Raw genomic sequence first — 13,802 nt, forward strand, 5'->3', positions numbered from 1 at the left:
TGGGTGGAAAACCGACGGATGGTTGCGTGGACGGCCTGTGAAATCGGCTTTTGACACTAACTTGCTGTTTTAAAGCATTTTTTTTTACGCTAGGGGTTTACAGGCCGAATCAATGTGTTAAAGTGCCGCGCATTCCAAGACAACAACCCAGTTGTCACTCAATTGGAATTGTCAGAGCAGCAACAGCTGCATCCGATACAGGGGCGTCGCCAAGCGGTAAGGCAGCAGGTTTTGATCCTGCCATGCGTTGGTTCGAATCCAGCCGCCCCTGCCATTTTCTCTCTTCAAATACGTATTCCTGATTCAGTGCAGACAACAGTCGGCGCTGGGTTTTGTCGTTTCCGTTTGCCTGCACCGGCCCTTTCGCTGTACGAGCGGGCTTGCCCGCGAAAGGGCCGGTACAGGCAAAGCAAACCTATCCGGCCACCCGCAGCAGTTCATTCAACACCCGCGCCAGCTCGTCGGCCTGCACCGGCTTCTGCATCACCAGGCTCCCCGGCAGCTCCAGGCCCTCCAGTTCTGCATACCCGGTGAGGAACACCACCGGTAACTGCGGATGCCGTTCGCGCGCCGCCAGGGCCAGTTGCCCGCCGTTGAATTCAGGCATGGCGAAGTCGGTCAGCAGCAGGTCGATACCGTCGTCCAGCAGGGCCAGGGCCTGCTCGCCACTGTGCGCCTGGCGCACCTGATAGCCATACTGGCGCAGCACGTCACCGAGCATGTCGCGCACCAGATGGTCGTCGTCCACCAGCAATACCGTGCGGTCCCGGCCTGTGATGTCGAATGTCTGGGTGGCGCTCGGCGAGACAGGGTCGACGGCGATTTCCTGCTTCACCGCCGGGAAGTACACCGCGACCTGGGTGCCATGGCCAGGCTCGGTATCGATGCGCACGCCACCCCCGGACTGCTTGGCGAAGCCGAACACCTGGGCCAGGCCGAGGCCGGAGCCTTTGCCGATATCCTTGGTGGTGAAGAACGGCTCGAACACCTTGGCCAGCACCTCTTCGCTCATGCCGCAGCCAGTGTCGCGGATGCTCAGCATCACGTATTCGCCGGCTTCCGGATCTTCCGGGCGCTGCGGGCGGGCCTTGATCCGCGTGTTGCGAGTCGACAGGGTCAGCTGGCCACCTTCGGGCATGGCATCGCGGGCGTTGATCGCCAGGTTGAGGATGATCATCTCGGTCTGGGTCGGGTCGGTCAGCGCATGCCACAGGCAGTGGTCCAGGTCCAGGCGCACCAGAATGTTGCCGCCGAGGGTGCGGCGCAACAGCTCTTCCAGGCCGCTGAGGGTGCGGTTGAGGTCCAGCGGCACCGGCTCCAGGCGCTGGCGACGGGAGAAGGCGAGCAGCTGGGAGGTCAGCTTGGCGCCGCGTTCACCGGCTTCGCGGATGTGCGTCAGGCGGCTGCGGGCCTTGTCCAGGTCACCTTTGGCCAGGTCGCGCTCAAGGAAGCTGGCGCCGGTGAGGATGACCGTGAGCAGGTTGTTGAAGTCGTGGGCGACCCCGGCGGTGAGCTGGCCGACGGCCTCCAGCCGCTGCATCTGTTGCAGCGCGGCTTCAATGCGTTCTCGTTCGGTGATCTGTTCACGCAGGCGGGTATTGGCCTCGGCCAGGCCGAGGGCCGTTTCGCGCTCGCTGGTGATGTCCCGCGCCACCACGTAGAGCAAGGTGTCTTCCGGCACCACCACCCAGGACAGCCAGCGCAACTGGCCGCTGGCATGCTGGATACGGCCGACGAAACGGGCGCTGGTGCGGCCGTGGGCGAGCGCGGCCAGCTCGGTGAGCAGCGCTTCCTGGTCCGCTTCGGGCAACAGGTGCAACAGCGAGGCCTGGCTGAGCCGCTCGCGGGTGAAGCCCAGGCTGGCTTCCCAGGCCGGGTTGAGGGCCACCGGGGTCAGGTCCTTGTTGAGCACTGCGAGCAAGTCCTGGGACAGCTCCCAGGCACGGTCGCGTTCTCGGGTGCGGCGCTCGACCCGTTCGCCGAGCATCTCGTTGAGCTGCCTGAGCGCCTGGGTCGCCTGGCGCTGGGTATGGATATCCTGCAGCACGCCGGAGAAGCGCGTGCACTGGCCGTCGACGAACTGGCACTGGCCGCTGCTGAGCAGCCAGCGTGGCTCCAGGCCGTTGGGCTGGGCAATGCGGAACTCGACCCGGTACAGGCCGTCGCTGTCCGGGCGCATGGCGTGCTCGACCGCTTCGCGCACCTTGGCCCGGTCCTCGGGGTAGATGCCGGCATAGAACACCTGCAGGTTCATCTCGGTGTCGACCGGCAGGCCGAACAGGGTCTTGCAGCGGTCGTCCCAGACCAGCTGGCCCTCTAGCGGGCGCAAGTCCCAGGTGCCCATGCCGGCGGCATCGATGGCAATGCGCGCGCGTGCCTCGACATCGGCCAGGGCTTCCTCCGCACGCCGGCGGCGCTGGCGCTCCTGCACCTCGGTGAGCGCCCGGCGCACGGCCTTGGGTAGCAGTGGCAGGTTCTTCTTCAGCACATAATCGGTGGCGCCCAGGCGGATCATCTCCACCGCGTTTTCTTCGCCGTAGATGCCCGAGAGGAAGATGAACGGCGTGTCGGGCGCCAGGCGCTGGGCGATGGCCAGCACCTCGGTGCCGGACGAGCCCGGCAGCACGCAGTCGCACAGGATCAGGTCGAAGCTGGCCTGCTGCAGCGCGTGCTCGACGCCGATGTGGTCGAACACCAGTTGCGATTGCACCTGCAACCCGCTGCGCTCCAGGCGCATCAGGGTCAGCTCGGCGTCCATCGAGCTGTCTTCGACCATCAGTAGTTTGAGCGGTGTCGGCAACATCGGTGCGCGGGCCTCAGTTGCTGCCACGACGGTTCAGGCGCAGCGAGCCGGGTGGCGGCTCGTTGAGTACCGCCCAGAACACCCCCAGGTCGGAAATCGCCGCGACGAACTCCTTGAACTCCACGGGTTTGACCACGTAGGCATTGACCCCCAGTTCATAGGCGCGCAGCAGGTCGGGTTCTTCACGCGATGAGGTCAGCATCACCGTCGGGATGCTGCGCAGCTCAGCGGTGGCGCGCACTTCCTTGAGCACTTCCAGGCCATCGACCTTGGGTAGTTTCAGGTCCAGCAGCAGGACGGCCGGGTTGCCATCGTCGCGGTTGGCGTAGGCGTTGCGGCGCAGCAGGTAGTCGAGGGCATCGGCGCCGTCGCGCAAAACGATGACCTCGTTGGCCAACTGGCTACGCTCCAAGGCCAGGAGCGTGAGCTCCAGGTCCCGAGGATTGTCTTCGACCAGCAGGATAGGTTTGAGCATTTTGATTCGGGTGCCTCAGGTGGTTGCCGGGTGACGGGGAAGGGTGAAGTGGAAGCTGGCGCCCTGATCGACCTGGCCTTCGGCCCAGACTCGGCCGTCATGGCGCTCGATGATCCGCCTTACACTGGCCAGGCCGATCCCGGTGCCTTCGAAGTCTTCCATGCGGTGCAGGCGCTGGAACACCCCGAACAGCTTGCCTGCGTAGGCCATGTCGAAGCCTACACCATTGTCACGGATGTACACCTCGGTCTCGTTCTGGTGATGCCGGGCGCTGATCGTGATGTGGGCGGGCTCACGGCCACGGGTGTATTTGATGGCGTTGGCGATCAGGTTGTGCAGGGCCATGTTGATGAACGCCGGGTCGGCGATGACCTTGGGCAGTGGCTCGATGTCCCAGACGATATCGCGGCCTTCGTAGTCGGGGGCAAGCTCCTGGCGGATGGCGTCGACCAGCGCATTGAGGTCGACATCCGACAGGCGCAGCGCCGAGCGGCCCATCTGCGAAAAATTCAGCAGGTTGTCCACCAGGCTGCCCGCAAAGTGCGCCGCCTCTTCGATGTGCTGCAGGAAGCGTCGGCCGCGTTCGCTCAGGCCCTGGCCCTCCATTTCGCCCAGCAGTTCAGTGTAGCCGGCGATGTGCCGCAGCGGCGCGCGCAGGTCGTGGGACACGCTGTAGGAAAAGGCTTCGAGCTCCTTGTTCGAGCGGCGCAGCTCGTTGGCCAGTTGCGCCAGCTCCTCGGCCTTGCGCAGGACGATGCCGAGCACGGCCGTGCGCAGTTCGATCACGCCTTCGATGATCAGCGGGTTCCAGGGCTCGCAATAGCCACTGACCTGCTCCTGCCAGTGCTCGAAGCTGTGCCGTGGGTTGAGCGCGCCCTGGGGGCCGATTGCCTTGTCTGGCCGCCCGGCCCAGTCCACCGTGCGCACCTGTTCTGCGCGAAACCACAGCAGGTAGTGCGAATGAATCTGGGAGATGGCGACCGCCAGCACGCCACCGGCATGGGCCGCGAGCTCCGGGAGCTCATCGATGTCGCGGCGCAGGTTGTCGCTGTGGAACACCGTGTCTTCGCCGCGCTGGCCCAGCCAGTGCACCAGTGCATTGATCTGGGCCGGCGGCGGGGTTTGGCCGATCAGGTCGCAGCGTTCGGCAGAAATCACCGCCACACCGCTGGCATTGGCGAACGCCAGCAGCACCTCGGGCAGCTCGCGCAGGCCGTCGCTGACGCTGTCGTGGTCGGCCATCGACGAGATCATGCGTACGATGTGCTGGCGCAGGTCGAGCAGCTGACGGGTCCTGGCGTGGGACTCGCGGGTCTCGATCTGCAGCGACAGCACGCTGGCCAGCAGTTCGCAGGCGGTGCGGGTACGGAATTCGACCGCGCGCGGCTCGGCATGGTGGCAGGAGATCAGGCCCCACAGCTGGCCATCGACCACGATCGACAGCGACATCGAGGCCAGGGTGCCCATGTTGCGCATGTACTGCAGGTGCACCGGCGACACGCTGCGCAGGGCGGCGAAGCTCATGTCCAGAGGCTTGCCGGTGCGCGGGTTGGTCGCAGGCACCAGCGGGGAGGCCTGATAGTCGGCATCCTCGATCACGCGGATGCGGTTGACCCGGTACAGGTCGCGGGCCTGGCGCGGAATGTCAGAGGCCGGGAAACACAGGCCGAGGTAGCGCGGGTAACCGTCATCGGCCAGCTCGGCGAGCACCTGGCCATTGCCCTCGGCATCGAAGCGGTATGCCTTGACCCGACCGAACCCGGTGATGCGCTTGACCTGCAGCACGCATTGCTGCAGCAGTTCTTCGAGGCTGCCGGCATTGTGCAGGCTGCTGACGAAGCCACGCACCAGCGGGTAGTAGTCGCCTTGCCCGGCCAGGTCCGCAGGCAGACGGAAGGGCTCGAATTCGGCGATCAGCACCTGATCGTGGCGGTGGGTCAGCAGGCGTAGGGGCTCGCCGCACGGAGCACCCTGACGCAGGCGCACATCGCCGATATGAAACGGAAAGGCTTCCTCGTCGGGCAGGCGTTCGAGCTGGGCGCGCAAGTCGAAGCTTGCGCTGACCACGTCGGCAAAGGTGCTGCCAAGCAGCTCTTGCGCTGATACGCCCAACCAGCGTTGGACGTTTTCGCTGGCCTGGAGGATGCGCAGGTCGCCTTCATCCAGTACCAGCAGAAAGCCGTGCGGCTGGATGCTGCCGGGCACCTGGATCGGCTCCTGAGCGCAGCGCTCAACGGCGGCGGCGAGCGCATTGTGTGCAGTCATCAATGAAACGCTCCTGTGATGTTCTTCCATGCGTGCCGCATGCGTCTGGTGCCGGCTGTTGGCCGCCGGACACCGTAACAGAAATGTGGGCCGTCTTGCCGGCTCTTTGCCATTGGAGGCGCATGATGGGCGAGGGTTCGCTGCTGCGCAGAAAATTCTTGGGCCGGCGCTGGCGGGCAAGATGAAACTTTGTCGTTAACACAAAAGAATGGCACCCCGCCATCACGGCTCCGTCACCTGCTGCTACGCTCAGATTGATGATAGAGGAACAAGGAACATCCAGTGACGGAACGCTTGGTGGCCGCGCTGTTTGGCCTGCTTTTGAGCGGCAGTGCCGTGGCGGCAGACTTTCTGGTCGAGGTGCGGGTGCTGGTGCAGCGCGGCTGCATGCTGGTCACCCAGCAACGTGACGCTGGTGCCCAGGCGCTGGGTCGGATCGACCTGGGCGCTGTCGCTCGCCTGGACGGTGTGAATGCGCCATTGAGTGGCGTACTGCTCAACAAACGCCCGCCGCGCCTCGAATGCAACCCCGATACGCCTTATCAGGTGCGGGTCGACGGTGGCCAGCATGGCGGTGTCGGCGAGCTGCGCTTCCTGGCCAGTGGCGACGCCAAGGCCAGGCCGATCCCTTATCGGCTGTTCCGCGATGCCGCCTGGCGCGAGCCTGTGGCCGTCGGTGAGCCGCATGCCGCACGTGTACCCGATAGCGGTTCAGTGGCGCTGCCGCTCTACGCCCGCATCGACAAGCTGGCCTGGGTGCCACGCGCCGGGCAATACGCCGATTTGCTCACAGTCACGGTCACCTGGTAACGAGGCCGCCATGCACAAGGACGTCACGCCATGAAGCGCACTTCGCTCCTGCTGCTCAGCCTCGGCCCGCTGCTATTGCCCAGTGGCGCGGTGCATGGCACCACTACTGGCTTCATCGAGGCGCGGCTGGTCATCAGCGCCGCCTGCCAGATCGACAGCGGCGACCAGCCGCCTGCCACCCTCGGCAACCCCGGGCTGATGGACTTCGGCCAGCGCGGCCCGAACTGGGATGCGCCGCTGCGCAGCCGGGTCGACGAGGCGGGCGGCGAGGGCGGCCTGCAGATCAGTTGCACCCCCGAGGTGCGGGCGTTCAACGTGCGCATCAACGGTGGCCTGAATGGCGACGATGGCGTGCGACGGCTGAGCAACGGCCGCGAAATGATCCCCTACCAACTGGCGGTCGACCCCGGCGGCAACAGCCGTTACGGCATCGGCCAGGCCCGCGCCTTCATCATCAGCAGTACCGAGCAGATCCCCATTCCCATCTTCGGTGTGGTGGTGGCGCAACCGCGCTCACTGCCGGCCGGGCTGTACCGCGACACCCTGAGAGTGACCCTGGACTGGTAAACGACGCAAGGAGACTCCGATGCGAACGACTTTCACCCGCTGCATGCTCGCCGGCCTCGGCCTGGCCATGGCTGCTCACGCCCAGGCCGCCACGGTGACCGGGACCATCACCTCGACCCTGACCCTGACCTCGGCGTGCCAGGTCAATGGCGCTGGCGGTACTTCGGGGTTGAACTTCGGTGCCCTGGACTTCGGTACCCAGGAAGCCCTGTTCACCACGGCCAACGGCCAGGTGCTGGGCGGTGGTGGCGGTGCGATGAGCATCCTCTGCTCGGCCGGTACGGTGCCGGCGATCCGCGTGCGCGCCGGGTCCCATGACGGCCAGTCGACTGGAGGTACCCGCGCATTGGCCGATGGTGCCGGCAACTTCGTCCCGTACGACTTCTACACCGATGCCGGGCGCACCACGCTGCTGGCCATTGACGGCACTATCACCTTGCCGACCAGCACCGGCGTGGCGCAGACCGTCAACCTTTACGGCCAGGCGCGGGGCAAGGCAGGCCTGCCTGCCGGGACGTACACCGACACGGTGGCGGTCGAGCTGTCGTTCTGAGCCATGCGCAGCGGTTTCGGCGGGTGCCTGATCGGTGTTGGCATGCTGATGGCCGTGCCTCTGGATGCGGCAACCACCAGTACCTTTCAGGTGAGCGCGCAGATTGTCGCCGGCTGCCTGGTGGTGGGCGGGGTGACCAGCTATGGCGTGCTCAACTTCGGCACCCAGTCAGCGTTGTCCACCGGCATTCTCAGCACCTCCCTGGGCGGCACCACGGTGACCTTCCAGTGCACCCCGGGCGTGGCCCTGAGCATGAGCCTCGATGCTGGGCAGAACAGCGCCAGCGGTACGCGCAATCTCAAGCGTAGCGGCGGCACCCAGGTGCTTGCCTATCAGTTGTACCAGGACGCGGCTTACAGCCAGGCCCTGGGGATCGGCCAGAACGTCACGGTGAGCTACACCGACGCCACGGCCATCAAGTTGCCGGTGTATGGCCGTACCCAGTTGCCAGGCAACTTGCCGGCCGGGACCTACACCGATGTCGTGCAAGTGACGGTGACCTGGTGAACGCGCCGGCACCGAGAACAATAAATCAAGGAGGGTTGCATGGGGGCAGGCGCGAAGTGGGCGCAGGGTTTGATCGGGCTGACGCTGTTGGCGAGCCTACCGGTGGGCGCGGCCACGTCGGTGCTGATCTGGCCGATCGATCCGGTCCTGGAGGCGGACCAGAAGGCCGGTGCACTGTGGCTGGAAAACCGCGGCACGGCGCCGGCCAACCTACAGGTACGGGTGTTCGCCTGGCGCCAGGGCGACTACCAGGAGCAGTTTCAGGCCCAGCGCGAAATCATCGGCAGCCCGCCAGTGGCCAACATCCCCCCAGGGCAAAAGCAGCTGATCCGCCTGACCCGCACCGCTAGCTCACCGGTCGGCCAGGAACAGGCCTATCGCATCATCATCGACGAAATCCCTTCGCCATTGCCCGCCGATGCCGGCAGCCAGGGCACCACGGCGGCGATCCGCCTGCAGATGCGCTATTCGGTGCCGTTGTTCGTCTATGGCGAAGGCTTATGGGGCAAGGCCGACCCGCAAGGCCAGCGCGACGGTGTGGGCAAGCCGCAGCTCAGCTGGCGTCCGGTGACGGTGCAGGGCAAACCCTATGTGGAAATGCGCAATACCGGCCCTGTGCATGCGCGCCTGACCGATGTGGTGGTGCAGCACGGCGGCCAGGGCAAGCCCTTGGCCGAAGGCCTGCTCGGCTATGTATTGCCAGGTGCCAGCATGCGCTGGCCGGCACCGGTCGTGCCGAACGCTGGCAGCGTGATCAAGGGGAGGGTGAACGGCCAGGAAACGGCCGAAGCGATCCGGCAAGGGCAATGAGCCCGTTACTGAATGAAGGGCAAGGGCCATGGAGGACCCGGCAATGGTCGGAATCCGTGTGTGAGATGGCTGTCGCGGGCGTCGCGCCGCTGGTGCCTGGGGCTGACCTTGTTCGGCCCCTGCGTTGCGCTGGCCGACGACCTGCCGCCCCCGCCCAGCGAAACCACCGCCGTCGCCGACGCCACGCTGTACCTCGACCTGCTGGTGAACCAGATGCCCAGGGCTGAGCTGGTACCGGTGCAGCAACGCGCCGGGCGCCTGTACCTGGACAGCGAGGAGCTGCGCAAGCTCGATGTCAAGCTGCCGGGCGACCCGCAGGGTGAGGTGGCGCTGGACGATGTGGCCGGCCTGCATGCCGATTACGACAGCCAGAATCAGCGCTTGCTGCTGCAGGTGCCGCCGGCCTGGCTGCCGGACCAGCAGGTCGGCGAGCGCAACCTGTACCCTGCCAGCGAGGCGCGCAGCAGCTTTGGTGCCTTGTTCAACTACGACCTCTACCTCAACGACACCGATGACGGGGGCACGTACCTGGCAGCCTGGAACGAGCTGCGCCTGTTCGACAGCTGGGGCACCTTCTCGACCACCGGCCAGTGGCGCCAGTCGTTCAATGGCGCGCAGGCCGATGCCAACCGCCAGGGCTTCCTGCGTTACGACACCACTTGGCGCTTCACCGACGAGCAACGCCTGCTGACGTACGAGGCGGGTGACTTCGTGACCGGGGCCTTGCCCTGGACCAGTTCGGTGCGGGTCGGGGGCCTGCAGCTGTCGCGTGACTTTGGTGCACGTCCGGACCTGGTGACCTATCCCTTGCCGGCCTTTGCCGGTGAAGCAGCAGTGCCGACCTCGCTGGACCTGTTCATCAATGGCTACAAGTCCAGCACCACCGAACTGCAGCCAGGCCCGTACACCCTGACCAACGTACCGTTCATCAACGGTGCCGGCGAGGCGGTGGTGGTGACCACCGACGCGCTTGGCCGCCAGGTGTCCACCACCTTGCCGTTCTACGTCACCAGCAGCCTGCTGCAAAAGGGCCTGTCGGACTTTTCGGTGGCCGCTGGCAGCTTGCGCCGTGACTATGCCGTGGAAGATTTCGGCTACGGCGCAGGTGTTGCCTCGGCCAGCCTGCGCCACGGCATCAGCGACAACTTCACCCTGGAAACCCATGTCGAGACCGCCGAGTCACTGCTGCATGGTGGCCTGGGTGGCAACATGCGCCTGGGTACGTTCGGCGTGCTCAATGCGGCCTTGGCGCAGAGCCAGTTCGAAGGCGAAAAGGGCCACCAGGTCGCCCTCGGCTATCAGTACAACAGCCAGCGCATCGGCTTCAGCTACCAGCGCCTGCAGCGCCATGGCGAGTATTCCGACCTGAGCCGGGTCGACATGCCCGACATGCAACTGAGCCAGCGCAGCGAACAGGTGACGCTGAGCGTCAACCTCGACCAATACGGCAGCCTTGGTGCCGGCTATTTCGATGTGCGCGCCGGCGACGACACGCGCACTCGGCTGATCAACCTGAGCTGGAGCAAGCCGCTGTGGGGCAACAGCAGCCTGTACCTGTCGGCCAACCGTGAGGTCGGCGACAGCAGCTGGGCGGTGCAGGCGCAGGTGGTGATCCCGTTCTACTTCGGCAGCACCCTGGCGGTGAGCACCGAACGCAGCAAGGACGGCGAGCGTTTGCAGCGGGTCAACTACAGCCGCGCCGTGCCCGTGGGCGGCGGTGTCGGCTACAACCTCGGCTACGCCGGCAGCAGCGACCGCGATGCCTATCGCCAGGCCGATGTCACCTGGCGCTTGCAATCGGTGCAGGTGCAGGCCGGCGTATACGGCAGTAGCGGCGAGATGACCCGCTGGGCCGACGCCAGTGGCTCGCTGGTGTGGATGGGCGCCGGCGTGTACGCCGCCAACCGCATCGACGATGCTTTCGTGGTGGTCAGCACCAGCGGTTATGCCGATGTGCCGGTGCGCTACGAAAACCAGGAAATCGGCCGCACCGACCGCAGCGGCCATTTGCTGGTGCCTTACAGCAGCGGCTACTACCGCGGCAAATATGAAATCGACCCGATGGACTTGCCACCTGATGTGCTGGCGGCCGAAGTCGAACAGCGGGTGGCGGTGCGCCGCGGCAGCGGTTACCTGCTGGAGTTTGCCCTCAAGCGTGTGCTGGCGGCGAGCATCGAGCTGGTCGGCGCTGACCGGCAACCGCTCAAGCTGGGCAGCAAGGTCCTTCATCAGGAAAGCGGCGGCCAGGCGGTGGTCGGCTGGGATGGCCTGGTATACCTGGAAAACCTGTCGCCGCACAACCGTCTGCAGGTGACGCTGGAAGACGGCGGGCTGTGCCGGGTCGAATTCGACCTGCCGCAGGCGCAAGGCTCGATCCCCTTGATCGGCCCACTGGTGTGCCGATGAGGCGCCTGCTCTGCGGTCTTCTGCTGGCGTTGCTGCCCGCAGGTTCCGCCTGGGCGCTGTGCTCGTCGGTGGCAACCGCGCCGGCGGCGTTCGGCACGGTCAATTCGACCCTGGTACGTACTGCGGTCCAGAATGCTTCGAGTACCAATTCCGGGCTGCAATGCACGGGCTCGTTGCTCAGCCTGCTGAGCTCCACCGACCACTTCTACGCCACCATCACCTCAACCAGCAGTGGGCTGGTCGGCCCCACGGGCGATGTCATTCCATACACCGTGTATGGCGACAACACGACCAACTACCCGGTTGCCCGCGGCGTTGCCTATGATTTCGCCCGCACCGGCATCCTCGACCTGCTGGGGCTGCTTGGCGGCACCACGCCCAAGTCTGTGCCGCTCTATTTCCGCACCCAGATCGGCAGCAACGTCGCCGCCGGGGTCTATCAGGAAACCCTGACCGTGGCGTGGAGCTGGAACTACTGCTCGGGGATCGGCATTGGTGCCATCTGCCTGGGGCGCGATATCGGCGCTGGTACCCAGACGCTACGGGTAACGCTGACCGTGACCAACGACTGCCAGATCACCACGCCCAGCATCAGCTTCGGCAGTGCACCGGTGGTGGCCGGGTTCGGTACGGTGAACCAGAGCGTCAGCCTGTCATGCACCAAAGGCAGTGCCTACACGGTGGGCTTGAATGATGGTGAGAACGTATCGGGCGGGCGGCGGCGGATGAAGTCCACGGCGGGCAACTTCCTGGCCTATGACATTTTCAAGAGTGCCGGCACGGTGCGCTGGGGTTCGCTGACAACCGCCCGGCGCTCGAGCAGCGATGCCGATGTGAACCCCGGCAATGGGACCGGGACTGGCAGCCAGGTGTTCAACTACAACGCCAAGGTCTATACCGACCAGGCCACACCGCCGGCGGCGAGTTACCTCGACAATGTGATTCTGGATGTGCAGTTCTGATGGCGTAGTCCTGCACTGGCCTCTTCGCGGGGCAAGCCCGCCCACAGGTCGTCCACTTGCCTCAACGTCTGTGTCATACCTGTGGAAGATTACCCAGCCCTGCGGGCTGCGCTGTCGCAGACGGAACAATGTCCGCAAGGGCGCCGCCATAACCTGTGGGAGCGGCTTTAGCCGCGAAGCAGGCGACGCGGTGGATGGCACCGGCTTTGCCGGTGTTCGCGGCTAAAGCCGCTCCCACAGAGTTCTCGTTAAATCAGATAGCTGTGATCTGTTCCATGAGAGCCCGCTTGTCCCGCGAAGAGGGCATTCCTGCTCAGCGCAGATCGTCAACCATCTTCATTAGGGTCTCCAGCACCGCCTCGGCCAACGCCTTCGACCGCGCGCCCGACCACTCTGCTACCGGCTCCGGCGCATCGTCGTGGTCCTTGAACGGCATTTCCAGCGTCAGTGACAGGCAGTCATAGGCCATCCCCACCGCATTGCACGCCAGCGTGGTATTCGCCTGCCCCGGCTCGTCGCGGGTATACCCATGCACCGTCTGGAAGTCCGGGGTCACGCTGCACAAGGTCGTGCGAAACTGCTCTTCCAGCCTGGCCAGCCGCGGCGTATACCCCGGGTTGCCCTCGCAGGCTGCGGTAAACACGTGTGGAATCTCTTCATCCCCATGCACATCGATGAACGCATCCACCCCGTACTGCTTCATCTGCGCCTGGGCAAAGAACACTTCCGGGCTGAACTCGATACTCGCGTCCTGCCAGGCCCGGTTGAGGTCCTTGCCCTTGAAGTTGGTGCGCAGGTGACCGAGGAAGGCACCGTCCGGGTTCATGTTCGGGATCAAGTACAAGTCAGCTTTTTTCAACAGCTCTTGAACGGCGGTGCCATTGGCTTGCAGCTGGTCGATCACCCCCTCCATGAACCACTCGGCCATGTGCTCACCCGGGTGCTGCTGGGCGATCAGCCACAGTTTGCGCTTGCCTGCGGCGCCATCGCCGGCGCGCAGCAGCGGAATATCCCGGCCTTGCACGCTACGCCCGTGGGCCAGCAGCTCGACGCCCGGGATCTGCTGGGCACGCTCGATCAGCTGGTTGTGGCGCGCGCGCGGGTAGGGTTCGAAGTAGGCGAACCAGACCTGCTCCTGCTCGGCCTCGAGCTCGAACGACAGGGCCTTGCCGTCGAACTGGCTGGGCACACGGAACCAGGTCTGCTGGTCGTAGGACGCCACGGCGTTGTAGCCGCTCCAGGCATTCTTGTAGGAAGACTCACTGGCGTTTTCCAGGCTGAAGCGATGGACCTGGCCCGGGGTGAGGCCGCTGACCTTGAAGTGGAACCACTGGAAGTGGCCGCTATTTGTGTCCGGGCGGATGGCCAGGCGCACCTGGACCGGGTTGCTGGCATCCAGGACCTGGATGTTGCCGGAATCGAAATCGCAGTCGATTTGCAGGGGGGACAGCGTCACGGTCATTGGCGGGCTCCTTGGGAATTGTTGTGGGGGTACTGTACACCGCTTGAGGGTGGGGCGTGTGGGGAGAAGGGCTGGATCGCTTGCCTTGATCGCGATCACTCTTTGATTTGCAACTTGAGTAAACAAATCAGAATGGGCTGAGGAATTCATGGCAGCTCAGCTGCTGAATGCCGTGTTCGCCA

Annotated in this window: 11 protein-coding genes and 1 tRNA gene; 8 read left to right on the forward strand and 4 right to left on the reverse strand. The window is 65.1% G+C overall.

The genetic code is table 11. The features are described 5' to 3' along the window. The first annotated feature begins 199 nt into the window (after positions 1-199). Positions 200-274: transfer RNA gene (locus ACIPW4_RS12340), tRNA-Gln, on the forward strand. 141 nt (positions 275-415) lie between these two features. Here ACIPW4_RS12340 and ACIPW4_RS12345 read toward each other — a convergent pair. The 3 genes from ACIPW4_RS12345 to ACIPW4_RS12355 are packed head-to-tail and all read right to left on the reverse strand — an operon-like array spanning position 416 to position 5,543. After that, positions 416-2,803, reverse strand: a complete 2,388-nt coding sequence (locus ACIPW4_RS12345) for a response regulator (protein ID WP_400658626.1) — start codon at positions 2,801-2,803, stop codon at positions 416-418. A gap of 13 nt (positions 2,804-2,816) precedes the next feature. After that, a complete protein-coding gene (locus tag ACIPW4_RS12350) occupies positions 2,817-3,278 on the reverse strand; it encodes a response regulator (protein ID WP_079227241.1) in 462 nt (153 codons plus the stop codon). Positions 3,279-3,293: 15 nt separating this feature from the next. Further along, positions 3,294-5,543 (reverse strand): ATP-binding protein, encoded by a 2,250-nt coding sequence (locus ACIPW4_RS12355; protein ID WP_400658161.1) that lies wholly within the window; start codon positions 5,541-5,543, stop codon positions 3,294-3,296. Between the two features lie 282 nt (positions 5,544-5,825). Between ACIPW4_RS12355 and ACIPW4_RS12360 the strand changes: the two genes are divergently transcribed. The 7 genes from ACIPW4_RS12360 to ACIPW4_RS12390 are packed head-to-tail and all read left to right on the forward strand — an operon-like array spanning position 5,826 to position 12,158. Beyond that, entirely contained in the window at positions 5,826-6,353 is a 528-nt protein-coding gene (locus tag ACIPW4_RS12360; RefSeq protein WP_400658163.1) for a spore coat U domain-containing protein, read from the forward strand. Positions 6,354-6,383: 30 nt separating this feature from the next. After that, on the forward strand, positions 6,384-6,920 hold the full coding sequence (locus ACIPW4_RS12365; protein ID WP_400658165.1) for a spore coat U domain-containing protein: 537 nt from the start codon (positions 6,384-6,386) through the stop codon (positions 6,918-6,920). Between the two features lie 19 nt (positions 6,921-6,939). After that, complete coding sequence (locus ACIPW4_RS12370) at positions 6,940-7,473, forward strand: spore coat protein U domain-containing protein (RefSeq protein ID WP_400658167.1); 534 nt, start codon at positions 6,940-6,942, stop codon at positions 7,471-7,473. A 3-nt stretch (positions 7,474-7,476) separates the two neighbouring features. Then, positions 7,477-7,980 carry a spore coat U domain-containing protein gene (locus ACIPW4_RS12375; protein WP_400658169.1) on the forward strand — a complete coding sequence of 168 codons (504 nt, stop codon included), beginning with the start codon at positions 7,477-7,479 and terminating at the stop codon, positions 7,978-7,980. A 39-nt stretch (positions 7,981-8,019) separates the two neighbouring features. After that, complete coding sequence (locus ACIPW4_RS12380) at positions 8,020-8,790, forward strand: molecular chaperone (RefSeq protein WP_400658171.1); 771 nt, start codon at positions 8,020-8,022, stop codon at positions 8,788-8,790. Positions 8,791-8,802: 12 nt separating this feature from the next. Beyond that, the gene (locus tag ACIPW4_RS12385) at positions 8,803-11,196 is read left to right on the forward strand and encodes a fimbria/pilus outer membrane usher protein (RefSeq protein ID WP_400658173.1); all 2,394 of its coding nucleotides are present in this window, start codon (positions 8,803-8,805) and stop codon (positions 11,194-11,196) included. Next, positions 11,193-12,158, forward strand: coding sequence for a spore coat protein U domain-containing protein (locus ACIPW4_RS12390; RefSeq protein ID WP_400658175.1), 966 nt, complete (start codon positions 11,193-11,195; stop codon positions 12,156-12,158). The genes ACIPW4_RS12385 and ACIPW4_RS12390 overlap by 4 nt, the downstream gene beginning before the upstream one ends. Positions 12,159-12,471: 313 nt before the next feature. On the opposite strand, the gene ACIPW4_RS12395 is transcribed toward ACIPW4_RS12390, so the two are convergent. Then, the gene (locus ACIPW4_RS12395; RefSeq protein ID WP_400658177.1) at positions 12,472-13,620 is read right to left on the reverse strand and encodes a M14-type cytosolic carboxypeptidase; all 1,149 of its coding nucleotides are present in this window, start codon (positions 13,618-13,620) and stop codon (positions 12,472-12,474) included. Positions 13,621-13,802: the final 182 nt, after the last annotated feature.

The sequence above is a fragment of the Pseudomonas sp. NPDC089996 genome (genome assembly GCF_044748405.1).
Taxonomy (GTDB): Bacteria; Pseudomonadota; Gammaproteobacteria; order Pseudomonadales; family Pseudomonadaceae; genus Aquipseudomonas.